This window comes from Halomarina rubra (assembly GCF_023699475.1).
Classification (GTDB): domain Archaea; phylum Halobacteriota; class Halobacteria; order Halobacteriales; family Haloarculaceae; genus Halomarina; species Halomarina rubra.
This window is the reverse complement of record NZ_JALXFV010000003.1, coordinates 550,878-572,765: the sequence shown is the minus strand read 5'-3', so window position 1 is coordinate 572,765 and position 21,888 is coordinate 550,878. Positions and strand designations below refer to the sequence as shown.

Here is a 21,888-nt window from a genome sequence, read left to right as displayed (position 1 = left end):
CACGGCGGCGACACTGTGGTGCATGAAGATACTGGTCACCGTCAAGGAGGTGGCCGAGGCCGAGGACGATTTCGAAATCGACGGCCTCGACATCGACGAACGGTACCTCGAGTACGACCTCAACGAGTGGGACGACTACGCCGTCGAGGAGGCGGTCACCATCGCCGAGGACGGCGACGACGTCGAAGTCGTCTCCGTCACCATCGGCCCGGAGCGCGCCGAGGAGACCGTCCGCATGGCGCTGGCGAAGGGCGTCGACCGCGCCATCCGCGTCTGGGACGACGACCTCGAATCGGCGGACATGCTCGACGTCGGCACCAAAGCAGACATCCTCGCGGCGGTCGTCGAAGAGGAGGACCCGGACCTCGTCTTCTCGGGCGTCCAGGCCAACGACGACGGGTTCGGTGCGACCGGTGTCGCACTCGCCGAAGTCGTCGATATGGAGTGGGGTGCGGTCGTCAACGACCTCGACCTCGACGCCGAGGGCGGCGTCGCGCACGTCCACCGCGAACTCGAAGGCGGTGTCGAAGAGCTCACCGACATCGAGCTTCCCGCCGTCCTCACCATCCAGACGGGTATCAACGAGCCTCGCTACGCCAGCCTGCGCGGCATCCGCCAGGCCCAGCGCAAGCCCCTCGACGTACAGGGACTCGGTGACCTCGGACTCGACGCATCCGTCCTGGAGAGCGCCGTCTCCCGGACCGCGATGTTCGAACCCGAATCGGAGAGCGACGTGACCGTGTTCGAAGGCGGTGCCGAAGAGGAGGCCGGGCAGTTGGCCGACCTGCTGCGGGACAAGGGGGTGGTCGAGGGATGACTTCAGTCGGACGCTTCGCGCCCGACAGCGTCACACTCGTCACCGGAGGTGACCTCGCGTGACCGACGTCCTCGCAGTCACCGAACACCGCCGTGGTAGCCTGCGCGACGTCTCCTTCGAGATCGTCACCGCCGGTCGCAAGCTCGCCGACGCACAGGGCGGCGACCTCCACCTCGCCGTCATCGGCGGCGACGTCGAGAGCTTCGCCGACGAGCTGAACGTCGAGGGTGTCGACACCATCCACACCGTCGCCGACGGTGAGGAGTTCAACCACGACGTCTACACGCAGGTCGTCGAACAGCTGTACGCCGATGTCGCGCCGACGACGCTCCTGCTCCCGAACTCGGTCAACGGGCTAGACTACGCGCCCGCGGTCGCCGAGCGCCTCGACGTGCCCATCGTCACCGACGCGGTCGGCTTCGACCACGACGGGACGCTCGAGGTCACCCGCGAGATGTACGCCTCGAAGGTCGCGACGACCGTCGAGGTCGACGCCGACGAGGCCGTCGTCACCATCCGTCCCTCGGAGTTCGCCAAGGCCGAGGGCGAGGGCAGCGCCGACGTCCAGTCGTTCGACGCCGACGTCGACGAGTCGGCCGTCCGCTCGACGGTCACCGGGTTCGAGGAGGTCGGCGGCGGCGACGTCGACATCTCCGAGGCCGACGTGCTCGTCTCGGTCGGTCGCGGTATCGAAGAGGAGGAGAACATCGAACTCGTCGAGGCGCTCGCCGAGACGCTCGGTGCGACGCTCTCCTCGTCTCGGCCCATCGTCGACGCCGGCTGGCTGCCGAAGAACCGCCAGGTCGGGCAGAGCGGGAAGGTCGTCACGCCGAAGGTGTACCTCGCCATCGGTATCTCCGGCGCGGTACAACACGTCGCCGGCATGAAGGGCAGCGAGACCATCGTCGCCATCAACACCGACCCGAACGCCCCCATCAACGACCTCGCGGACTACGCCATCCACGACGACCTGTTCGACGTGGTTCCGGCACTCATCGAGGAGTTCGGCGGCGAGTCCCCGCTCTGAAGCGGGAGACGTAGCGTTCGACGTTTCCATTCTTTCGGTGACCGACCACCGAGCGACAGCGACCGTCTCTGATGCCCTCGCCCTCCATCCGCCAGGAAACGGAGACCGCAGAGATGCATCGCGTCGTTTTTCACTGCACACGGGGTCGCTTCGAGGATGACCGACGACGACCCCATCGCCCTCGACGCCTACGAGACGATGGCCGACGCCTACAGCGAGCGGGTCGGCCACGCGCCGTTCAACGCCTTCCTCGAACGACCGGCCACCCGGTCCCTGCTGCCCGACTGCGAGGGCGAACGGGTTCTCGACGCCGGGTGTGGCCCGGGCGTGACGACCGAGGAACTGTCGGAAGCGGGCGCGGACGTCGTCGGCCTCGACGTGAGTCCCCGGATGCTCGGCCACGCACGCGAACGGGCCGGAGGGTGCGTCGTCCGCGCGGACCTCGGGTCGCCGCTGCCGTTCCCCGACGACCGCTTCGACGGGGTTCACAGCTCGCTCGCGTTCCACTACGTCCGCGACTGGTCGGCGCTGTTCGCCGAGCTCGCACGCGTGCTCGACCCCGGCGGCTGGCTCGTCTGTTCGGTCCAGCACCCCTACGCGGACTTCGAGCGGGTCGGGAAGGACTACTTCGCGGCCGAACGCATCGAGGAGACCTGGGACGGCTTCGGCGGCCCCGTCGAGGTGCCGTTCTTCCGGCGGCCGATGGGTGCGCTCCTCAACGGCCTGCTCGGGGCGGGCTTTCGCTTCGAGCAGTTCGAGGAGACCGAACCGACCGAGCAGTTCCGCGAGGCGGTTCCCGAGACGTACGAGCGGGTCTCGAAGGAGCCGACGTTCCTCACGGTGCGGGCGCGACTCGACGGCTGAGTCGGGGACGACGACCGAGTCGGTCGCCGGCCCTCACACGGCGTCGGGGTCGAGCGCGAGTGTGACGGCGAGCACCGGCGCGGCGAGCACGCTGAGGACGACCGCGACCGTCCCGAGGAGGAAGAAGAGGTCCCCCGTCTCGGGAGGGAGCGTGGCGACGAACGCGAACGTGCCGAACCCGACGATGGCCGGGAGCGCGGCGGTTCGCGTGAGTCGCTGGGCGACCGCTCGCGTCCGACCGCTCACGGCGGCGGCACCGACCAGCCCCAGGAGGAAGTAGACGGCGGCCGTCGCGAGCGAAGCGGCGAGCAACACGGTGGGGTCGAGCGTGAACGCCGAGACCGACTGGACCATGGCGGGAGCGTTCGTCGCGGGCGAGAAAGCTGGTTCGACTCGCGCGCGCCGGCCGTTCGCCCCCGCTTTCGTCACCTACAAAGCGCGTGCGACCGTCTCTCCGTGTGAATGGAGTATCTGGAGTCCCGGCGCGAACGCGTCGAGGAGCGGTTGGAGGCGGTCCTCGACGGGGTCGGACCGTCGGAACTCGCCGACCAGGTGCGACACGTCTCGCTGTCGGGCGGCAAGCGCGTGCGACCGACCATCACGGTCCTCGCCTGCGAGGCCGCCGGCGGAACGGCCGCCGACGCCGTCGACTTCGCGGTCGGTATCGAACTCGTCCACAACGCCTCGCTCGTCATCGACGACATCATCGACGACTCCGACCTGCGCCGGGGCGTCCCGGCGGCGTGGGCGGAGTTCGGCTACGGCCCGGCCATCGTCGCCAGCGACGGCCTGCTCGGCGAGGCGTTCGCCCTCTTCTCGAGCGACCCCGAGGCGATGCAGGTCGTCAGCGAGGCGATGGTCGAACTCGGCGAGGGTGAGGCGACCGAACTCGTCGCCCAGCCCGCCAACGAGACGGAGTACATGACCCTCGCGCGTCGCAAGACGGGGGCGCTGTTCCGGGCGGCGGCCGAACTCGGTGCCATCGCCGCCGACGCCGACGGCTACACCGTCGAGGCGTTCGGCGACTACGCCGAGGGCGTCGGTATCGCCTTCCAGATTCGCGACGACGTGCTCGACGAGGTGGCCGACCCCGAGGAACTGGGGAAACCGACCGGCCAGGACGAAGAGATGGAACGCCCCTCGCTCGTCCAGATTACGGACCTGACCCCCGAGGAGGCCGACGAGCGCGCGCAGGCCGAGGCGAGGGCGGCGCTCGACGCCCTCTCGCGGGCGCGGGTCCCCGAGGGTCGCCGCGACGGGCAGGCGATGGAGTACCTCCGGGAGTTGGCGGAGTTCGTCGTGGTTCGGGAGCGGTGAGGAGCAGTCAGACGGCGGGCACCGGCCGGCGCGCGGTTTATCCTCGCGGCCGACCAACTCGCCACGACGATGAATCGAGCAGAACGACGGTTCGTCTGCGACATCTGCGGAGACCGCTTCGCGACGAAGACCGAACGGGCCGACCACGTCTTCGCCGCACACGAAGTCGGCGAGGACGACGCCTGAGCCGACCGACGCCGACCCGTCTCGGTTCGTGACGAGGGCGCGAGCGCCGGCGAGGAGGTCCCTTCAGTCGTCGCTCTCGACGCGCGCTTCCGTCCCCGCCAGCATCTCGACGACCTGCATCACGCCGGAGTTGTCGTCCCGGCCCATCCCGTTTTCGACCATCGACTTGTACAGTTCGTGGCTGAGTTCGGTCGCGGGCATCGGCGCGCCGAACGCCTCGCCCGCGTCGGTGGCGATGCGGAGGTCCTTGTACTGGTAGTCCGCGAAGAAGCCCGGTTCGAAGTTCCCGCGAATCATCCGCGGGGCACGGTTGTCGAGCGTCCAGCAGCCAGCGGCCCCGCCGCTGATGGCCGAGACGACGGCGTCTAAGTCCGCGCCGGCTTTCTCGGCGAACACGAGCGCCTCGCTGACGGCGACGTTCGTACACGCGACGACGATCTGGTTGCAGGCTTTGGTGACCTGCCCGGCCCCGGAGGGGCCACAGTGGGTGACCGTCTCGCCCATCACGTCGAGGACGGGTCGCGTCGCGTCGAGCGTCGTCTCGTCCCCACCGACCATGATGGAGAGCGTCCCCTCGACGGCCCCCTCCTCGCCGCCGGAGATGGGTGCGTCGAGCATCGAGACGCCCATCTCGTCGAGTTCCGCGGCGACGCGCTCGGTGACGGTCGGCGAGATGGTGGAGGTGTCGACGAGCGTCATCCCCTCGGCGAGGCCGTCGACGACCGGGTCGGACTCCTCGCCCTCGCCCAGCACGACGTTCGTCACGTCCGGGGAGTCGGGGAGACAGGTGACGACGACGTCCGCTCGCGCGGCGGTGTCTGCGGGGGAGTCGCCGGCCTCGCCACCGCGCTCGACGAGCGTCTCGACGGGAGCGTCCGAGCGGTTGTAGCCGACGACGCGGTAGCCCGCGTCGAGCAGGTTCGTCGCCATCGGGAGACCCATGATACCGAGGCCGACGAAGCCGACGGTCGGGCGGTCGCCGTCCGTGTCGCTGTGTGCTGCCATGGCGAGACGCGCGTGGCACGCGACCAAAACTGTGCGTGATGCTCGCGGGTGGGGTAGTCGAGTCGGGAAGACTTTTGGGTCGCTCGTACTACCGCCAGCACATGTACGTACCGGGCGCTCGCTGGACTGCGGAGCGCGAGCGACCACCCGCTCTCGGGGGGGAGCGCGCGTGAGACCGTCGGACGAGCGCTACTTCGAGCGCCTGGAGTCGCGACTGGACGAGGCGTTCGACGTCGCGCGGGAGGCGAAGCGGCGGGGCGGCGACCCGAGGCCGGAGGTCGAGATTCCCGTCGCGAAGGACATGGCCGACCGCGTCGAGAACATCCTCGGCATCGAGGGCGTCGCCGAACGCGTCCGCGAACTCGAAGGGGAGATGTCGCGCGAGGAGGCCGCGCTGGCGCTCGTCGACGACTTCGTCGAGGGAACCGTCGGCGACTACGACACCGACGCCGGGAAGATAGAGGGTGCGGTCCGCACGGCGGTCGCCCTGCTCACCGAAGGTGTGGTCGCCGCACCCATCGAGGGCATCGACCGCGTCGAGGTCAACGACAACGACGACGGGACGCAGTTCGTCTCGGTGTACTACGCCGGCCCCATCCGCTCTGCGGGGGGCACTGCTCAGGCGCTCTCGGTGCTCGTCGCCGACTACGCCCGCGCACTGCTCGGCATCGACGAGTACAAAGCGCGAGACATCGAGGTCGAGCGCTACGCCGAGGAGGTCGCGCTGTACGACTCCGAGACGGGCCTGCAGTACACCCCGAAGGACAAGGAGACGAAGTTCATCGCCGAGAACAGCCCCATCTGTCTGGACGGGGAGGCGACCGGCCAGGAGGAGGTCTCGGGCTTCCGCGACCTCGAACGCGTCGACACCAACTCCCCGCGTGGCGGGATGTGTCTCGTGCTCGCGGAGGGTATCGCGCTGAAAGCGCCGAAGATTCAACGGTACACCCGCAATCTGGACGAGGTCGACTGGCCGTGGCTCCAGGACCTCATCGACGGCACCATCGGCAAGGACGACGGCGACGAGGCCGAGGACGCCGAAGACACCGAGGAGAGCGAGGCCGACGCCGAGGGCGAGGCGGAGGACGCTCCCGACGACGCCGACGACGAACCGGACGGTCCACCGCGCGTCGAACCGGCCGACAAGTTCCTCCGTGACCTCATCGCCGGGCGACCGGTGTTCGGCCACCCCTCGCGGCCGGGGGGCTTTCGCCTGCGCTACGGCCGTGCGCGCAACCACGGCTTCGCGACGGCGGGCGTCCACCCCGCGACGATGCACGTCCTCGACGACTTCCTCGCGACGGGCACCCAGATAAAGACCGAACGCCCCGGGAAGGCCGGCGGCGTCGTCCCCGTCGACTCCATCGACGGCCCGACGGTCAAACTCGCCAACGGTGACGTCCGGCGCATCGACGACCCCGCCGAGGCGCTCGAACTGCGCAACGGTATCGTCGAGATACTCGACGTCGGCGAGTACCTCGTCAACTACGGAGAGTTCATCGAGAACAACCACGCGCTGCCGCCCGCCTCCTACGTCGTCGAGTGGTGGGTCCAGGACCTCGAACACGCCGGCGCGAATCTGCAGGCGCTCCGTGACGACCCCCACGTCGACCTGGAGGACCCGAGCGCCGAGGAGGCGCTGGCGTGGGCCGAGGAGTTCGACGCGCCGTTGCACCCGAAGTACACGCCGCTGTGGCACGACGTCTCGGTCGAGCAGGTCGACGCGCTGGCCGCCGCCGCCAGCGAGGGCCGGTTCGTCGAGGCCGACGGCGCGGCGCTCGCGCCCGACACCCCGACCGCAGACGAGGGCGACACGCTCGTCCTGCCGCGTACCGACGCGCTCTGTGAGACTCTCGAGACGCTCCTCGTCGAACACACCCAGGGCGAGGAGACGGTGACGGTCCCCGACGCCCGGCCGCTCGTCGCCTCGCTCGGACTGACCGACGACCTCGAACGGACGTGGAGCCTCGACGACCTCTCCGAACGCGCCCGGTCGTGGCCCGGTGACGACGGGAAAGCGGGTGGCAACGCCGTCGAAGCAATCGGCGAGGTCGCACCGTTCGCCGTCCGGGAGCGCGCCCCGACCCGCATCGGCAACCGGATGGGTCGCCCCGAGAAGTCCGAGAAACGCGAGATGAGCCCCGCCGTCCACACGCTGTTCCCCATCGGCGAGGCCGGTGGGAGCCAGCGCGACGTGAGCCAGGCCGCCAGCTACACCGCCTCGATGCGCGGGAAGGCCGGCCAGATTTCGGTCCAGGTCGCCCGCCGGGAGTGTCCCGACTGCACGTCGCGGACGTTCAAGGCCCGCTGTCCGGACTGTCGGACCCACACCGAAGCCGTCTACGAGTGTCACAAGTGCGAGGTCCGCGCGGAACTCGACGAGTCGGGCCGGGCGCTCTGTCCGCGCTGTGAGGGCGAGGCCGAACCGGTCCAGTTCGCCGAGATAGACCTCCGTTCGGAACTCGACGACGCACTCGCCGCCGTCGGCGAACGCCCCGGCGTCTACGACATCCTGAAGGGGGTCAAGGGACTCACGAGCGAGCACAAGCTCCCCGAACCCATCGAGAAGGGCATCCTCCGGGCGAAACACGGCGTCTCCTCGTTCAAGGACGGCACCGTCCGCTACGACATGACCGACCTGCCAGTGACGTCGGTCCGGGCGAGCGAACTCGACGTCTCGGTCGACCAACTGCGGGGACTGGGCTACGAGACGGACATGGACGGCGACCCGCTGCGCCACGACGACCAGTTGGTCGAGTTGCGCGTGCAGGACATCGTTCTCTCGGACGGCGCGGCCGAACACATGCTCAAGACCGCGAGCTTCGTCGACGCGCTGTTGGAGCAGTACTACGGGCTGGAGCCGTTCTACGACGTCGACGACCGCGAGGACCTGGTCGGCGAGCTGGTGTTCGGGATGGCTCCTCACACCTCCGCGGCCGTCGTCGGGCGCGTCGTCGGCTTTACGAGCGCCGCCGTCGGCTACGCCCACCCGTACTTTCACGCGGCGAAGCGTCGCAACTGCTTCCACCCCGAGACGAACCTCTGGTACGAAGGCAAAGACGGCTGGGAGCATGGGAGCATCGAACGGTTCGTCGAGAAGTATCTCGACGAGTCGACGGCCGATACCGACGACTTCGGAACGCTCGTCTCTGAACTGGACGGCGAGGTTCGCGTCCCATCGGTGACCGAGAACGGCGAACCGGTCTTGAAACCGGTCGAGGCCGTCTCGAAACACGTCGCACCGGACTATCTCGTCGAAATCGAAACTGCAGACGGGCGGTCGGTTACCGTGACCCCCGACCACGAGATGCTCGTCTGGAAAGCCGGTACGACTCGGGTTCGCGCTAGCGAACTGAGCGAGGGAGACGAGATACTCGCGCGACAGTCGGTCATAGACCAACCAACTGACGACCCGTTGGCCGCAGACGGTGGGACCACCAGTTCGGAAGTAGTTCGTGTCGAGATAGTCCGTTCCGACGTCGACCACACGTACTGCCTCACCGTTGCAGACACCCACACCGTCGCAGTAGAAGGACTACTGGCGGGGAACTGCGACGGTGACGAGGACTGCGTCATGCTCCTCATGGACGGGCTGCTCAACTTCTCGAAGTCGTTCCTGCCGGACAAGCGCGGCGGGCAGATGGACGCGCCGCTCGTGATGTCCTCGCGCATCGACCCCTCGGAGATCGACGACGAGGCGCACAACGTCGACATCGTCGACCGGTACCCGCGGGAGTTCTACCTGGCGTCCCGCGAACTGAAAGACCCCGAGGAGGTGCCAATCAAGATCGCCGAGGAGACGCTGGGCACCGACGAGGAGTACACCGGGTTCCGTCACACCCACGACACCTCCGACATCGCGCTCGGGCCCGACCTCTCTGCGTACAAGACCCTCGGGAGCATGATGGACAAGATGGACGCCCAACTCGAACTCGCGCGGAAGCTGAAGGCGGTCGACGAGACCGACGTCGCCGAGCGCGTCATCGAGGGCCACTTCCTGCCCGACCTCATCGGGAACCTCCGGGCCTTTTCGCGCCAGGAGACGCGCTGTCTCGACTGCGGCGAGAAGTACCGCCGGATGCCCCTGACCGGCGAGTGCCGGGAGTGTGGTGGTCGCGTCAACCTCACCGTCCACCAGGGGTCGGTGAACAAGTACATGGACACCGCCATCCACGTCGCCGACGAGTACGACTGCCGCGACTACACCAAACAGCGTCTCGAAGTGCTCGAACAGTCCCTGGAGAGCGTCTTCGAGAACGACAAGAACAAACAGAGCGGGATTGCGGACTTCATGTAGCACCACCTTTTGCTGCACTCGGCGCGCTTCGCGCGCCTCGTTGGCAAAATCTGGACCAAAAACCTCCCTCACCCCCTTCGGGGGTTCGGTCGGCCCGCTCGCTCGTTCTACTCACTCGCGGTCCAATCGAGACCGCGACCGCGTCGCCTTCCGCAACCCCCCGGTTTCGCCTCGAAGTCCGCTCTCCGGGCCGAATACGGGCGACCGAAGCCATCTCTCCGAGAGCCGTTCACTTTCACCCACCCCCCGAGTGGTAGTGGTTGCCGGGGACACGAGCTATTACTGTCCCACGCTCGCAGACGACCCATGCGCGCCGCCGTCTTCCAGGGACCCGGAGAGATAACCGTCGAGGACGTACCGAAACCCGAAATCGAGGCACCGACCGACGCCATCGTCCGCGTCACCCACACCGCCGTCTGCGGGTCGGACCTCTGGTTCTACCGGGGTGAGAGCGACCGCGACTCGGGGACCCGCGTCGGCCACGAACCGATGGGTATCGTCGAGGAGGTGGGCGACGACGTGCGCTCGGTCGAACCGGGCGACCGCGTGTTCGCGCCGTTCGTCGTCTCCTGTGGGCACTGTGAGTTCTGTCGGAAGGGCCTCCACACCTCGTGTGTCGACGGCGACGGGTGGGGCGGGGACAACGGCGGCGGGCAGGGCGAGTACGTCCGCTCGCCACACGCCGACGGGACGCTCGTGCGGGTGCCCGACCGGCACGCCGACGACGAGGAGACGCTGGAGGCGATTCTCCCACTGACCGACGTGATGGGGACGGGCCACCACGCCGCGCTCAGCGCGGGCGTCGAGGAGGGGTCGACCTGTATCGTCATCGGTGACGGTGCGGTCGGTCTGTGTGGCGTGCTCGCCGCCCGTCGACTCGGGGCGGAGCGCATCGTCGCCATGGGCCACCACGAGGACCGCCTCGACATCGCCGAGGAGTTCGGCGCGACCGAGACCGTCAGCGCCCGTGGCGAGGAGGCCGTCGAACGCGCCACGGAGTTGACCTACGGTGGGGCGAACCACGTCGTCGAGTGCGTCGGCGCGGCGTCGTCGATGGACACCGCAATCGGCGTCTGTCGGCCCGGTGGGACCGTCGGCTACGTCGGGGTCCCCCACGGCGTGAACGAAGACGGACTGGACCTGCTGTCGATGTTCCGGGACAACATCGCGCTTCGGGGTGGCGTCGCACCGGTCCGCGCGTACGCCGAGGAGTTGCTGGCCGACGTGTTGCAAGGGACGCTCGACCCCTCGCCCATCTTCACGAAGACCGTCGACGTCGAGGGCGTGCCGGAGGGCTACCGGGCGATGGACGAGCGCGAGGCCATCAAGGTGCTCGTGAAACCCGAGCACTGACCGGGAGACGCGGTCGGCTTCGACTCACTCCTCGCGCCACTCCGATTCGAGGACGGCGTAGAGGTGTTCGTCGAGGTACTCGCCGTGGAGGTACATCGCTTCCCTGTGGACGGCCTCGTGACGGAACCCCAGTTTCTCCCAGACGCGCTGTGAACCGACGTTGCCCTCGAACACGCGGGCGACGACGCGGTGGTGGCGACGCTCGTCGAACGCGTAGTCGGTGATGAGCCGACCCGCCTCCGTGCCGTAGCCCTCGCCCCAGAACGGTTCGGCGAGGAAGATGCCGATCTCGGCGGTGACACCGAGGTCACCGTCCCTGGGGTGGAGGCCGACGCTCCCCATCACCTCCTCGTCGCGGCAGACGAGCAGACTGGTGTAGTCGTCGCTGGAGCCACGCTCCTCGAACCACTCTCGCTCCTGCTCGCCGTTGATGGGCGAGGTCGCGCCGAGGAACCGACGGACGTCGGGGTCGTTGACCTGTTCCTGGAGGAAGTCGAGGTCCTCCGCCTCGACCGTGCGGAGCGTGACACGCTCCCCACGGATGAACGCTGGGCCGGGCATACCCTCTCGTTGGCACGGGGAACAAAGCCGTTGCTGGTGGCGTGTGACGTCTTGACAACCGACGTGTGGCGGCCCGACTACTGTTCGTCGGGGTACTTCGGTTCGCGCTTCTGGGCGCGGCCGAGCGCCGTCTCGACGACGTCGCGGACGTCACCGTGGAACTCCTCGCCGTGGCCCGAGTACATGTGCTCGACGCCGTCGGGCAGTCGTTCGAGGAGGTCGTCGATGGACTGGATGAGCCGTTCGCGCGACTGGCCGGGGCGGTCGGTCCGCCCGAAACTGCCGTAGTCGAACGCGCCGTCGTCGTGGACGACGACGTCGCCGCTGAACAGGGTGTCCTCGGAGACGAACGAGACGTGGTCGCCGGCGTGGCCCGGCGTGTAGACGACGTCGAACGCGTCGTCGCCGATGACGACGCGGTCGCCGTCCTCGATGGCGTGGGTGCGGCGGTCGTTCTCGCCGTAGGCGTAGCAGTCGGGGTCGAACGCGTCGCAGACGGCGTCGAGTTGGGCGACGTGGTCGGGGTGCTGGTGGGTGAGCACGACCCGGTCGACGTCGTCGACGTGGTCGCGGACGGCGTCGACGACACCCTCCCACGCCCCGGCATCGACGAGCGTCGTGGTGTCACCGACGACGAGATACGCGTTGCAGGTGAACGTCTCGGCGTTCGCCGTGACGTTGTAAACCTCCATGTCTCACCCAACGGGAGATGGTCACTTCAGCCTAGCCGTCGGCCCAATACTTTTCAGTCGTAATTCCTTAGGCAGGGATGTCATGGGCTTCGGGAGCTACGATGAATCCGAGCAGGAGAACCAACAGATCAACACCGACCTCGACGACGACGACGTGGACGCCGGCGAGGCCCACGACGGTGCTGTGACGTTCGAGTTTGGCGCCTCGAACGACGAACTGCTCGACCGGCTCGGCGACATGAAAGACGACGGGGAGTGACGCTTCGGGGACGCGTCCTCGGCGTCGCCGAGTCACACGGTACTGGCTCGCAGAGCACGATAGCGGGCGCGGTCTGCCGACCGGACCGCGCGCTCGACGGACTGGCATTCTCGACGATTTCTCACGGCGGGAGCGACAGCACCGCCCGCATCGCCGCCCTCACCGAGGACCTCGGACGCGAGGACGTCCAGGCGCTCGTCCTCGCCGGCGTCGCCCCGGCGTGGTTCAACCTCGTGGACCTCCGGACGCTCGCCGAACGTGTCGACCGCCCCGTCCTCGCCGTCTCCTTCGAGGCGAGTCCGGGTCTCGAACCCGCCCTCCGCGAGCAGTTCGACGGCGAGGCGCTCGACCGGCGACTCGCGGTCTACGACCGACTGCCCGATCGTCGGACCGTGTCGGTGAACGACGAGACGCTGTACCTCCGGTCGGTCGGCTGTGACTACGCCACCGCGGTCGACCTCGTCCGTCGCCACACGCCGGAGGGCGGTCGCCCGGAGCCGCTCCGGGTCGCGCGACTCGCCGCCCGTGCGGCCGACACGTTCCGCGGCGGATCGGCGTGACCGGGAGGACCCATCCAGCACCGACCGCAACCACAACCAGTAGGGCACTCGCCCGCCGACGAAGCCCATGGAGAACATGGAGGGGCTGACGGTGACCGACTGCGAGCGCTGTCCGGCGCTGTGTGAGTCGCGCTCGCGCATCGTCAACGGCGACGGCCCCGAGGACGCCGCCCTGCTGTTCGTCGGCGAAGCGCCCGGCGCACAGGAGGACGCCGAGGGCAAGCCGTTCGTCGGTCGCTCGGGCGACGTGCTCCACGAGGCGCTCCGCGAGCGCGGACTGGCCCGCTCGGACGTGCGCATCACCAACTGCGTGCGCTGTCGCCCGCCCGACAACCGCGACCCGCACAAGGAGGAACTGACGAACTGTCGGGGCTACCTGGAGACCGAACTCGCGCGCGTCGACCCCGACCTCGTCGTCACGCTCGGGAAGGTCCCCACGGAACACCTCCTGGAGCGTTCGGTGGCGGTGACGAAGGAGGCCGGCAGCGTCCACGACGTGCGACTGGGCGAGACCACCCACCGACTGCTGGTGTGTGTCCACCCCGCGGCGACGCTGTACGACCGGAGTCAACGCGCGACGTTCGACGACGCGCTCGACGAGGCCGTCGCGCTCGTCGGCGAGGGGGCGGGCGACCAGTCACGGCTCGGCGACTACTGAGCCGTCACTGGCGGGCGCAGAGAGCGACGTGAAGAGAGACCGCGAGAACCGCGAGAGAGCCGTCCTGCCGTTAGCGCCAGAGCGACTCGGTCATCCGGCGCGGGAAACCGAGGAACAGTTCGGCCGTGCTCATCGGTTCCCAGTCACCACGCAGGTACGCGCGGATGCGCTGGCTGATCATCTCGACGGTGATGACGAGCACCAGGACGACGAGGATGGTCGCCATGATGTTCGTCGGGTTGTAGAACCGGCGCTCGGCGGAGAGCACCGCCCCCAGCCCACCACCGCCGATGAGCCCCATCGTCACCGCGACGCGGGTGTTGATCTCGAAGATGTACAGCGCCCAGGCGATGAACGAGGTGTACACCTGACTGAGCATCCCGAAGACGACCGTCTGTGGCCGGTTCGCACCGGTCGAGGAGATGCCCTCGATGGGACCCTCCTCGATCTCTTCGAGTTCGTCGGTGAACAGGCGGCCCATGTTCCCGATGGTGTCGGTCCCGATGGCGAGCGTCGCCGTGAACGGCGAGAGTCCGCCGAGCGGGATGAAGATGAGCGCCCAGACCAGCGCCGGGATGGCGCGGATGGTGCTCATCACACCGCGGAAGATGAAGTTGAACGGGAACGGCGTGACGCGCTCGCTCCCCAGAATCCCGAACAGCAGGGCGAGCGGGAAGCCCAGCGCGGTGCCGGCGAAGCTCATCGCCAGCGTCGTCACGGCGTAGTCCCACAGCGGGTGGTCGTAGCCTGGCGGGTTCGAGATGAACGACCAGTACGCCCCGAAGTCGAGAAACGGGATGCCGAGGTACGTCGTCGTCGGGAAGAACCCACCCATAGCCTCGGAGAACGCCGGCCAGTATCGGACGATCTCGTCGATGGAGAACCCGACCTGACCGAGCGCCTGCGAGAACAGGTAGAGAAACCCGACGGCGGCGGCCAGCGACAGGATGCGACCGATGGTCTTCGCGCGCTTGAGGTCGGTCAACCGCTGGTCGATGGCGTCCTCGCCCTCGTAGCCGATGCCGAAGTACGCCCGAAGCTTGTAGCCGAGGCTGTCGTTCTCGCTGCTCATACGTGCGCCTCCTCCGGGTCGCGGCCCCGGCGGATGGCGTCCGTGCTGACGTTCCCGTAGATCTCGTCGATGACGTCGATGGTGAGGTCGTCGATGCCGCCGTCGAAGATGAGTTCGCCGTCGCGCAGGCCGATGAACCGCTCACCGAACTCGCGGGCGATGTTCACCTGATGGAGGCTGACGATGCTCGTGATGTTGCGCTCCATCGCCGCCTGTCGGAGGTACGCCATCACCGTCTCGGCGCTCGCCGGGTCGAGGCTGGCGACCGGCTCGTCGGCCAGCATCGTCGCGGGGTTCTGGACGAGCGCGCGGGCGATGCCGACGCGCTGCTGTTGGCCCCCGGACATCTGCCGGACCTTCTTGCTCGCGTCGTCGAGCAACCCGACGGTGTCGAGTGCGCGCACCGCTTCGAGCTTCTCCTGGCGGTTGTGCCAGCGCATCACGCTACGAAGCGACGAGGTGCGACCGAGCGCACCGGTGAGCGCGTTCTCGTAGGCGCTGAGCTGTGTGATGAGGTTGTGCTGCTGGAACACCATCGCGACGTCGTCGCGTGGGCCCGTGATCCGTTCGTCGTCGATGTAGATCGCCCCCTCCGTCGGCGACGCCAGTCCGTTGAGACAGCGGAGTAGCGTCGATTTCCCGGCGCCGGACACGCCCAGCAGGACGGCGAACTCCCCCTCGTCGAGTTCGAAGCTCACGTCCTTCAGCGCGTCGACGTTCCCGTAGGACTTGCTGAGGTTCTCCACCCGTATCGATCCCATTGTAATCTATAGCAACTTATCTGCGTATTTGTCTGTCTATCGAGTCGGCAAACCCCGGAGACGCCTTACAGCGTCGCCGACGGGATGGCGTCGAACGCGTCCTTGACCGGCTGGTAGTCCTCGACGGAGCCCTCCTTGACGCCCGTGAACCAGAGCGGTTCGTCGGCGTCTTCGAGCACGAGGTCCTCCTCGGTCGCACTGAGCAGCGCCTCGGAGACACGGGACTTGACGCCCGAGTCGAGGTCCGCACGGTGCACGATGGGTGCGCGGGGGATGGGGTCCGAGCACTCGAGCAGGCGGTACTCCTTCTCGCCCGTCTTCGAGCCAGCGCCGTCGGCTTCCGCCGAGATGTCGAGGAACTGCTGGGGGAACTGGTCTTTGGGGATGTAGTCGGCGGCGACGAACGCGCCGGTCCCTGCGGCCTTGACCTCCTCACGCGTCTCGAGTGCCTGCGTCGCGGCGGCGTGGTCGGACCACGTACCGCTGAAGTTGCCGGGCTGACCCTTCGGCGCGTTGCCGATGTCGAGGCCCGCCTCCTTCAGCATGAACAGCGGGAAGATGGACCCGCTCGTCGAGATGCGGTCCGCGAAGGCGACCGACGTGCCTTCGAGATCGGCGGTCTGTTCGATGCCCGAGTCGGCCATCGTGTACAGCAGCGAGAAGTACTTGTCCGCGCCGTAGGCGACACGGATGCCGGTGACCTCGGTGACGCCGTCCTGCCCGCCCTTGAGGGCGATGGACGGCGAGGAGTCCGCGAAGTCGGCCTGGCCGGCGTCGAGCGCCTGCAGGACGGCCGTGTAGTCGGCCGCGACGGTCGACTCGACCGTGACGTTCGCCTCGCTCTCGAGGTACTCGAACATCGGTTTGTACTGCTCTTCGATGCGGACGTCGCCCTCCGCCGGTGTCAGAGCGAACATGATGGAGTCGGCCTCGCCCGACGACCCCGTCGTCGTCCCCGGTTCCTGGCTCGTGGAGTTCGTCCCGTCGCCGGTCGACGTAGAGCCGTCCTCGCCGGTCTGGTTCGAACCCGAGGGCGAAGTCGTCCCCTCGCCCTCGTCGCCTCCGAGACAACCAGCCAGAAGTCCCGCTGCGCCTACCGCACCCGCCGATTTCAGAAACTCACGTCGCTTGGACATTGCGTGAACGTGTGAACCTTCAGGAGGATGCCTCTAAATGTTTCTATTTCACCCTGATTGCCAGGCTAACTACATAGAAATATATACACATAGCGGGGTGCGGGGTCGAAAACCCCTTGCTTCGGAGCCGCCGACTGGACGTATGAGCATGCAGGTCGGAGCGGAGGTCGTCGTCGTCGACTACGGACTCGGTAACCTCCGCAGTGTCACCCGCGGTCTCGAACGCGCAGGGGCGGCCGTCGAGGTGACCGACGACGCCGGCGCTATCGACCGAGCCGACGGCGTCGTCCTCCCCGGCGTCGGGGCGTTCAGCGAGGGGATGGAGAACGCCGGACCGTTCCGCGACGCGCTGACCGACGCCGCCGCCGACGGGACGCCGCTGTTCGGCATCTGTCTCGGGATGCAGATGCTCCTCACCGCGAGCGAGGAGGCAGCCCACGCCGGCGAGGGCGACGTCGAGGGTCTGGACCTGATTCCGGGCGACAACCGCCGGTTCACCGGCGACCTGAAGGTCCCGCACATGGGCTGGAACGACCTCACCGTCACGCGCGAGCACCCGCTCGTCGAGGGCGTCGACAGCGTCGCGTCGGAGACGCGACTGGCAGACGGACCCGCCGGTGGGTCCGTCGACGGAGAGTACGCCTACTTCGTCCACTCGTACTACGCGGTGCCCGACGACGACAACGCGACCGTCGCCACCACGGAGTACGGCGAACCGTTCCCGGCCATCGTTGCCAACGACGCGGGGAACGTGTTCGGCACGCAGTTCCACCCCGAGAAGTCCGGCGAGACGGGCCTGCGAATCCTCAAGAACTTCGTCGACGTCTGCGCCGAGTAGCCCTCCAGCGCCGCTGCTCGCCGTCGAGAAATCGAGAAGGTGTGGAACCGCGCGCCGACGTTCTCCGACGACTCCGTCCGACTCAGGCCAACAGCTGTTCCCGACTCACGCCGAGGTCCGCGAGTTCCTCGTCGGTGTGTTCCTCGGCGATGTCGCGTTTCTCGGTCGCGCTCAGTTCCGCGAGGTCGACGTCTTCGATGTGGTGGCACATGGTAGCGTGATAGGACGCCACACGCTTGAATGTTGGCCGTGGGTGTCGAGACACCAACGAAGCGAGATGCGGAGCGTCCACACGAGCGACCGGAGGAAGCGAGTGTGGTTCACCGACCCGAGAACGAGCGCCAGCGAGTGAGGGGCGGCCTTTTTCGTCCAGGGTTTTGCGAGGAGTGTTGCGACTCAGGCGCACCCGACGAGAAAAACGGTGGGTTCAGAGGAACTCCCGGACCTCGGAGTACCACATGTCGTGGTGGTCGACGGCCCCGACGCGGGTGGCGATCTCGGCGGCCAGCACGTGCCAGCAGAGTTCGGTCGGGTCCTCCGGGTCGAGGTTGTAGCGAGCGTCCTCACACGCACAGCCCCGACCCTCGACGACGTACTCCTCGCGGTGGCCGACGACGACGGTGAAGTCGTTGTACTGCTTGACGCGGCGTTCGGCGACGGCCTCGATGGCGCGACTGGCGCGCGACCCGTGGGTGCGGAGCAGTCGCTGGGTCGCCGTCGCGTCGAGTTCGCCCGCGTCGTCGAGGGCGGCCTGCCAGTCGTCGACCGCAGTCACGACCGTCGCTTGATGCTCATCTCGCAAAACAGGTTCGGTCTCGACGGTCAGAGGCCGTCTCGATGACGTCGAACGGCGAGTCCGGACGTCCCCGCCACCCGACTGGGGACGGTCGTCGCTACGCGGAGCGTCGGCGTTCGGGCACGTCCAACTCGTCGCTGTCGAGAACCGTCGCGAACTCCCCCGAGAGGTGTGCGAGCGCGAAGCGGTGGTTCTCCTCGGCGGAGAGACGCGTGCCGTCGTGGCCGGGGCGGTCGAACGTCGCGGTGGCGTCGGCGAGGACGGTCACCTCGTAGCCGCGGTTCTCGGCCATCCGCGCGGTCGTCGAGACGCAGTGGTCGGTGGTCAGGCCGGCGAGCACGAGGCGTTCGTAGCCCCGTTCGCGCAGCCAGTCGTTGATCTCGGTCTCGACGAACGGGCCGTTGACGCTCTTGACGAACACCGGTTCGTCGTCGACGGGTGCGGTCTCGGGTTTGAACTCGAAGCCGAGACGGTCCGAGCGCAGCGGCGAGTCGTCCTCCGTCGAGGCGTGCTGGAGGTGGACGACGGGCCAGCCGAGCGCGCGCCAGCGGTCGAGGAGGTCCGCGACGGTCGATTCGAGGTCGGGCGTGGTGCGCTCGCCCCAGACGGGGTCGTCGAACCCGCGTTGCATGTCGACGAGGACGAGGACGGGGTCGCTCATCGCCGGGAGTAGACGGTCGAGGAGGATACGCTGTTCGCATCGGGTCGACGAGGAGGGACCGCGGCGACGCGGCGCGGCCGATGCGGGTGGCTTTTCGCGTCGGCCACGCGAGGAGAGGTATGGAGATTCGGGAAGGGAACGTCTCGGTCGAGGTCCCCGAACAGGCCGACGCGGGCCGCGGCGACGGCGTGTTCTTCAACCCCGACCAGGAGTTGAACCGCGACCTCACCGTCGCCGTCCTGCGCGCCCACGCCGAGGAGCACGGCGTGGGGTCGTACCTCGACGCGACGGCCGCCAGCGGGATTCGGGGCGTCCGGGCCGCCAGCGAGGGCTGGGCCGTGACGTGTAGCGACACCGACCCCGACGCCGTCGCGCTGGCTCGCGAGAACCTCGCACGCAACGACCGGGAGGGCGAGGTGCTGCATCGCAACGCCAACGCCCTCATGCACGAGTCGTGGTACGACGTCGTCGACCTCGACCCGTTCGGGACGCCCGTCCCGTTCGCCGACGCGGCGTTCAACAGCGCTCGGGACCTGCTGTGTGTCACCGCGACCGACACCGCACCGCTGTGTGGCGCGCACTTCGAGAGCGGCGTCCGCAAGTACGGCGCCGTTCCGGTCAACACCGACTACCACGCCGAGGTCGGCATGCGCATCCTGCTGTCGGCGCTCGCCCGGACCGGCGCACGCTACGACGTCGGCGTGACACCCGTGTTCAGCCACGCGACGCGCCACTACGTCCGGACGTACCTCGCGCTCGACCGGACCGCGACCGCCGCCAACGCCGCCGTCGACGAACTGGGCTACGTCTACCACTGCTTCGAGTGCAGCTACCGCGAACACGAGTACGGCTACCTCGCCGACCCCATCGGTGACTGTCCGAACTGCGGGACGGCGACCCGGACCATCGGCCCGCTGTGGCTCGGTCTGACCCACGACCCGGCGTTCGTCGAGCGCGTCGCAACCCACGTCACCGACGAGATGGGCGAGCGAAAGCGCGCCGAGCGCCTGTGTGACCGACTCGCCGGCGAACTCGACGAGCCGACTCACTACGACCAGCACCGCCTCTCGAAGCAGTGGGGGGTGAGCGCCGTCGGGATGGACGAGTTCGTCGAGCGCCTCCGTGACGCCGGGTTCGCCGCGTCGCGTAGTCACTACGGCGGGACGACGGTCAAGACCGACGCCGACGTGGCCGAGATTCGGGACGCGGCGGTCGAGTAGAACCGACAGTTCCCCCTCATTATATGTAATCCTCATGCGAACCGTTTCCGCGTGAGTCGAAGCGCAAGTCGCTCGGTGGACATTCTCAGAGGGGTGATTCGCGGGGTGCAGTCCGACCGCATCACGTTCATCGCCGCGAGCCTCTCGTACTACGCGTTCATCTCGCTGATTCCACTGTTGTTACTCGCGCTCGTCGTCGCGAACGTCGCCGGTGGGGAGGCGTTCGAACAGGCCGTCATCGATCTCGCGGAGGCGAACCTCGGCGGCGATACCGGGAAGACCGTGACCGACGCCGTCACCGGAGAGGAGGGGCAGGCCGGTGCGTCGGCGGTCGCCCTCGTCACCCTCACCTGGAGCAGTCTGAAGCTGTTCCGGGGGATGGACGTCGGCTTCTCCATCGCGTACCGCTCGCCGCTCCCGGAGGGTATCGTCGGGCAGGTGAAACGCGGGTTCATCACGCTGCTCGCGGTCGGTGGTGGCATCGTGTTCACCGTCGCCGTCGGGACGGTCATCGCGCTCGCGCGCTTCGACATCGTCGTCGGGAGTGTCAGCGTCATCGGCCTGCTGGGAACGCTCGCGCTCCTGCTCGGCCTGACCGTCACGTTCCTCCCGCTGTACTACTTCCTCCCCAACGCCGACATCACGGTCCGCGAGGCGCTGCCGGGAGCGGCGTTCGCGGCCGTCGGCTGGACCGCCCTCCAGACCGGCTTCCGGCTGTACACCGAGCTATCGACCGGCTACGAGGCCTACGGCGTGCTCGCCGGAGCGCTGTTGCTCCTGACGTTCCTCTACTTCGGCGGCCTCATCGTCCTCACGGGGGTCGTCTTGAACGCCGTGCTCGCCGGGCGGGTCGACACCGACGAGGACTTCGACGCATCGCACTCGACCGACACCACCCGTTCACTCATGGCAGACGACACGACGACAACCAGCCTCGGCGAACAGAGCGACGACCGCGACCGATCGGCCGAGATGGCCGAAGACGACCTCGAAGCCGAGGTCAGACGGCTCCGCCGCGAGGTGCGCTCGTTCGAAGAGCGCATCGAGGAGCGGACCGTCCACCGCGACGAACTGGAGTCGGACCTCCGGAAGTACGTCCGCCAGCGCGTCCGCCGCGGGAAGGCCCGTGGCTGGGGGCCGTACCTCGTGCTCCTCTACGGGACGGCGATGACGCTCGGTGCGTTCTACTTCCTCCAGGAGTCGGCGTGGGCCGCCGTGCTCGCCATGCTCGTCATCTGGCTGTCGACGCTCGGTCTCTACGTCGTGTTCGTCGTCCTCGGGTTCACGTTCGGCGCACTGGGTCTCCCCGGGAAACTGCTCGACCGCGTGCGCTCGTTCCGGAGCTAGACGACTTCGCGACCGACGGAGGACGTCGTGTTTCTTCCAGCCCGAAACTCGCCAGCGACGGCCGTGGCCGCGCTGCTAATCGTGACTTCGCCGTCCTCGCCACTGTAGCCGAAGCGCCACCAGTTGGTGACCACCTCGACGGGGACGACGTGGATGGTCCACCGTCTCCAGCACGACGGACAGAGACTGCGTGAGGGAACCGTACCGACTCGACAGCGCCCCTATCGCGTCGGTCAGCCGGTTTCGGCACTACCCATCGTATCGCGACCGGAATCGGTCGCTCGGCCGTGAGGGGCGAACAGGCGGTGTCGTGGCGCGACGCCCGACGTGTGACACCACGCAACCGCGTAGGCACGTCGGAACGAGATTTAGACCACGCTGGCGCTGGTCGCGTGCTAGTACTTCAGTTCCCGGAGCGGCCCGAAGAGCCGCGTCGCTCGGCAGGTCGGTGTCGAAAACGG

General features: G+C 68.0%; 22 protein-coding genes. 12 read left to right on the top strand and 10 right to left on the bottom strand.

The window, feature by feature from the left end; translation table 11 throughout:
- Positions 1 to 22: 22 nt before the first annotated feature.
- The 3 genes from M1L36_RS08135 to M1L36_RS08125 all read left to right on the top strand — a co-directional run bounded on the left by M1L36_RS08135 (position 23) and on the right by M1L36_RS08125 (position 2,708).
- Entirely contained in the window at positions 23 to 817 is a 795-nt protein-coding gene (locus M1L36_RS08135) for an electron transfer flavoprotein subunit beta/FixA family protein (RefSeq protein ID WP_250873206.1), read from the top strand.
- Between the two features lie 58 nt (positions 818 to 875).
- Complete coding sequence (locus tag M1L36_RS08130; protein WP_250873205.1) at positions 876 to 1,844, top strand: electron transfer flavoprotein subunit alpha/FixB family protein; 969 nt, start codon at positions 876 to 878, stop codon at positions 1,842 to 1,844.
- A 156-nt stretch (positions 1,845 to 2,000) separates the two neighbouring features.
- Positions 2,001 to 2,708, top strand: a complete 708-nt coding sequence (locus M1L36_RS08125; RefSeq protein ID WP_250873204.1) for a class I SAM-dependent methyltransferase — start codon at positions 2,001 to 2,003, stop codon at positions 2,706 to 2,708.
- A gap of 33 nt (positions 2,709 to 2,741) precedes the next feature.
- On the opposite strand, the gene M1L36_RS08120 is transcribed toward M1L36_RS08125, so the two are convergent.
- Positions 2,742 to 3,062: a hypothetical protein gene (locus tag M1L36_RS08120; protein ID WP_250873203.1), complete on the bottom strand. Its 321-nt coding sequence runs from the start codon at positions 3,060 to 3,062 to the stop codon at positions 2,742 to 2,744.
- 108 nt (positions 3,063 to 3,170) lie between these two features.
- On the opposite strand from M1L36_RS08120, the gene M1L36_RS08115 reads away from it, so the two are divergent.
- Positions 3,171 to 4,025: a polyprenyl synthetase family protein gene (locus M1L36_RS08115; protein ID WP_250873202.1), complete on the top strand. Its 855-nt coding sequence runs from the start codon at positions 3,171 to 3,173 to the stop codon at positions 4,023 to 4,025.
- 249 nt (positions 4,026 to 4,274) lie between these two features.
- Here the strand turns inward: M1L36_RS08115 and M1L36_RS08110 are convergent, their stop codons facing one another.
- On the bottom strand, positions 4,275 to 5,216 hold the full coding sequence (locus M1L36_RS08110) for an NAD(P)-dependent oxidoreductase (RefSeq protein ID WP_305794382.1): 942 nt from the start codon (positions 5,214 to 5,216) through the stop codon (positions 4,275 to 4,277).
- Between the two features lie 169 nt (positions 5,217 to 5,385).
- Between M1L36_RS08110 and M1L36_RS08105 the strand changes: the two genes are divergently transcribed.
- Together M1L36_RS08105 and M1L36_RS08100 are read left to right on the top strand one after the other, a co-directional pair.
- Positions 5,386 to 9,513 carry a DNA-directed DNA polymerase II large subunit gene (locus M1L36_RS08105; protein WP_250873201.1) on the top strand — a complete coding sequence of 1,376 codons (4,128 nt, stop codon included), beginning with the start codon at positions 5,386 to 5,388 and terminating at the stop codon, positions 9,511 to 9,513.
- A gap of 306 nt (positions 9,514 to 9,819) precedes the next feature.
- Entirely contained in the window at positions 9,820 to 10,866 is a 1,047-nt protein-coding gene (locus tag M1L36_RS08100) for a zinc-dependent alcohol dehydrogenase family protein (protein ID WP_250873200.1), read from the top strand.
- Positions 10,867 to 10,890: 24 nt separating this feature from the next.
- Here the strand turns inward: M1L36_RS08100 and M1L36_RS08095 are convergent, their stop codons facing one another.
- Together M1L36_RS08095 and M1L36_RS08090 are read right to left on the bottom strand one after the other, a co-directional pair.
- On the bottom strand, positions 10,891 to 11,427 hold the full coding sequence (locus tag M1L36_RS08095) for a GNAT family N-acetyltransferase (RefSeq protein ID WP_250873199.1): 537 nt from the start codon (positions 11,425 to 11,427) through the stop codon (positions 10,891 to 10,893).
- A 77-nt stretch (positions 11,428 to 11,504) separates the two neighbouring features.
- Positions 11,505 to 12,119, bottom strand: coding sequence for an MBL fold metallo-hydrolase (locus M1L36_RS08090; RefSeq protein WP_250873198.1), 615 nt, complete (start codon positions 12,117 to 12,119; stop codon positions 11,505 to 11,507).
- An 82-nt stretch (positions 12,120 to 12,201) separates the two neighbouring features.
- Here M1L36_RS08090 and M1L36_RS08085 point away from each other — a divergent pair, with 82 nt between their 5' ends.
- The 3 genes from M1L36_RS08085 to M1L36_RS08075 all read left to right on the top strand — a co-directional run bounded on the left by M1L36_RS08085 (position 12,202) and on the right by M1L36_RS08075 (position 13,596).
- On the top strand, positions 12,202 to 12,378 hold the full coding sequence (locus M1L36_RS08085) for a DUF5786 family protein (protein WP_250873462.1): 177 nt from the start codon (positions 12,202 to 12,204) through the stop codon (positions 12,376 to 12,378).
- Entirely contained in the window at positions 12,375 to 12,938 is a 564-nt protein-coding gene (locus tag M1L36_RS08080) for an endonuclease dU (protein WP_250873197.1), read from the top strand. Before M1L36_RS08085 ends, M1L36_RS08080 begins: the two co-directional genes overlap by 4 nt.
- A gap of 67 nt (positions 12,939 to 13,005) precedes the next feature.
- Entirely contained in the window at positions 13,006 to 13,596 is a 591-nt protein-coding gene (locus M1L36_RS08075) for a uracil-DNA glycosylase (RefSeq protein WP_250873196.1), read from the top strand.
- A 70-nt stretch (positions 13,597 to 13,666) separates the two neighbouring features.
- Here the strand turns inward: M1L36_RS08075 and phnE are convergent, their stop codons facing one another.
- The 3 genes from phnE to M1L36_RS08060 form a co-directional block, all read right to left on the bottom strand.
- Entirely contained in the window at positions 13,667 to 14,668 is a 1,002-nt protein-coding gene (gene phnE / locus M1L36_RS08070; RefSeq protein WP_250873195.1) for a phosphonate ABC transporter, permease protein PhnE, read from the bottom strand.
- A complete protein-coding gene (gene phnC, locus M1L36_RS08065) occupies positions 14,665 to 15,429 on the bottom strand; it encodes a phosphonate ABC transporter ATP-binding protein (RefSeq protein ID WP_250873194.1) in 765 nt (254 codons plus the stop codon). The genes phnE and phnC overlap by 4 nt, the downstream gene beginning before the upstream one ends.
- Positions 15,430 to 15,494: 65 nt before the next feature.
- Positions 15,495 to 16,565, bottom strand: coding sequence for a substrate-binding domain-containing protein (locus M1L36_RS08060; protein WP_250873193.1), 1,071 nt, complete (start codon positions 16,563 to 16,565; stop codon positions 15,495 to 15,497).
- A gap of 142 nt (positions 16,566 to 16,707) precedes the next feature.
- Between M1L36_RS08060 and hisH the strand changes: the two genes are divergently transcribed.
- On the top strand, positions 16,708 to 17,403 hold the full coding sequence (hisH, locus tag M1L36_RS08055; protein WP_250873192.1) for an imidazole glycerol phosphate synthase subunit HisH: 696 nt from the start codon (positions 16,708 to 16,710) through the stop codon (positions 17,401 to 17,403).
- Positions 17,404 to 17,485: 82 nt separating this feature from the next.
- Here the strand turns inward: hisH and M1L36_RS21345 are convergent, their stop codons facing one another.
- The 3 genes from M1L36_RS21345 to M1L36_RS08045 form a co-directional block, all read right to left on the bottom strand.
- Positions 17,486 to 17,614: a hypothetical protein gene (locus M1L36_RS21345; RefSeq protein ID WP_305794381.1), complete on the bottom strand. Its 129-nt coding sequence runs from the start codon at positions 17,612 to 17,614 to the stop codon at positions 17,486 to 17,488.
- 216 nt (positions 17,615 to 17,830) lie between these two features.
- Positions 17,831 to 18,178, bottom strand: coding sequence for a hypothetical protein (locus M1L36_RS08050; protein ID WP_250873191.1), 348 nt, complete (start codon positions 18,176 to 18,178; stop codon positions 17,831 to 17,833).
- Between the two features lie 118 nt (positions 18,179 to 18,296).
- Positions 18,297 to 18,860 carry a cysteine hydrolase family protein gene (locus M1L36_RS08045; protein ID WP_250873190.1) on the bottom strand — a complete coding sequence of 188 codons (564 nt, stop codon included), beginning with the start codon at positions 18,858 to 18,860 and terminating at the stop codon, positions 18,297 to 18,299.
- 119 nt (positions 18,861 to 18,979) lie between these two features.
- Here M1L36_RS08045 and M1L36_RS08040 point away from each other — a divergent pair, with 119 nt between their 5' ends.
- A complete protein-coding gene (locus M1L36_RS08040) occupies positions 18,980 to 20,080 on the top strand; it encodes a tRNA (guanine(26)-N(2))-dimethyltransferase (RefSeq protein ID WP_250873189.1) in 1,101 nt (366 codons plus the stop codon).
- Between the two features lie 75 nt (positions 20,081 to 20,155).
- Positions 20,156 to 21,427, top strand: a complete 1,272-nt coding sequence (locus M1L36_RS08035) for a YihY/virulence factor BrkB family protein (protein WP_250873188.1) — start codon at positions 20,156 to 20,158, stop codon at positions 21,425 to 21,427.
- Positions 21,428 to 21,888 lie beyond the last annotated feature (461 nt).

Coding starts and splice junctions, on each gene's coding strand:
- M1L36_RS08135 (WP_250873206.1), top strand. CDS start 23: ATGAAGATACTGGTCACCGTCAAGGAGGTGGCCGAGGCCGAGGACGAT.
- M1L36_RS08125 (WP_250873204.1), top strand. CDS start 2,001: ATGACCGACGACGACCCCATCGCCCTCGACGCCTACGAGACGATGGCC.
- M1L36_RS08120 (WP_250873203.1), bottom strand. CDS start 3,062: ATGGTCCAGTCGGTCTCGGCGTTCACGCTCGACCCCACCGTGTTGCTC.
- M1L36_RS08115 (WP_250873202.1), top strand. CDS start 3,171: ATGGAGTATCTGGAGTCCCGGCGCGAACGCGTCGAGGAGCGGTTGGAG.
- M1L36_RS08110 (WP_305794382.1), bottom strand. CDS start 5,216: ATGGCAGCACACAGCGACACGGACGGCGACCGCCCGACCGTCGGCTTC.
- M1L36_RS08100 (WP_250873200.1), top strand. CDS start 9,820: ATGCGCGCCGCCGTCTTCCAGGGACCCGGAGAGATAACCGTCGAGGAC.
- M1L36_RS08095 (WP_250873199.1), bottom strand. CDS start 11,427: ATGCCCGGCCCAGCGTTCATCCGTGGGGAGCGTGTCACGCTCCGCACG.
- M1L36_RS08090 (WP_250873198.1), bottom strand. CDS start 12,119: ATGGAGGTTTACAACGTCACGGCGAACGCCGAGACGTTCACCTGCAAC.
- M1L36_RS08085 (WP_250873462.1), top strand. CDS start 12,202: ATGGGCTTCGGGAGCTACGATGAATCCGAGCAGGAGAACCAACAGATC.
- M1L36_RS08075 (WP_250873196.1), top strand. CDS start 13,006: ATGGAGAACATGGAGGGGCTGACGGTGACCGACTGCGAGCGCTGTCCG.
- phnE (WP_250873195.1), bottom strand. CDS start 14,668: ATGAGCAGCGAGAACGACAGCCTCGGCTACAAGCTTCGGGCGTACTTC.
- phnC (WP_250873194.1), bottom strand. CDS start 15,429: ATGGGATCGATACGGGTGGAGAACCTCAGCAAGTCCTACGGGAACGTC.
- M1L36_RS08060 (WP_250873193.1), bottom strand. CDS start 16,565: ATGTCCAAGCGACGTGAGTTTCTGAAATCGGCGGGTGCGGTAGGCGCA.
- hisH (WP_250873192.1), top strand. CDS start 16,708: ATGAGCATGCAGGTCGGAGCGGAGGTCGTCGTCGTCGACTACGGACTC.
- M1L36_RS21345 (WP_305794381.1), bottom strand. CDS start 17,614: ATGTGCCACCACATCGAAGACGTCGACCTCGCGGAACTGAGCGCGACC.
- M1L36_RS08045 (WP_250873190.1), bottom strand. CDS start 18,860: ATGAGCGACCCCGTCCTCGTCCTCGTCGACATGCAACGCGGGTTCGAC.
- M1L36_RS08040 (WP_250873189.1), top strand. CDS start 18,980: ATGGAGATTCGGGAAGGGAACGTCTCGGTCGAGGTCCCCGAACAGGCC.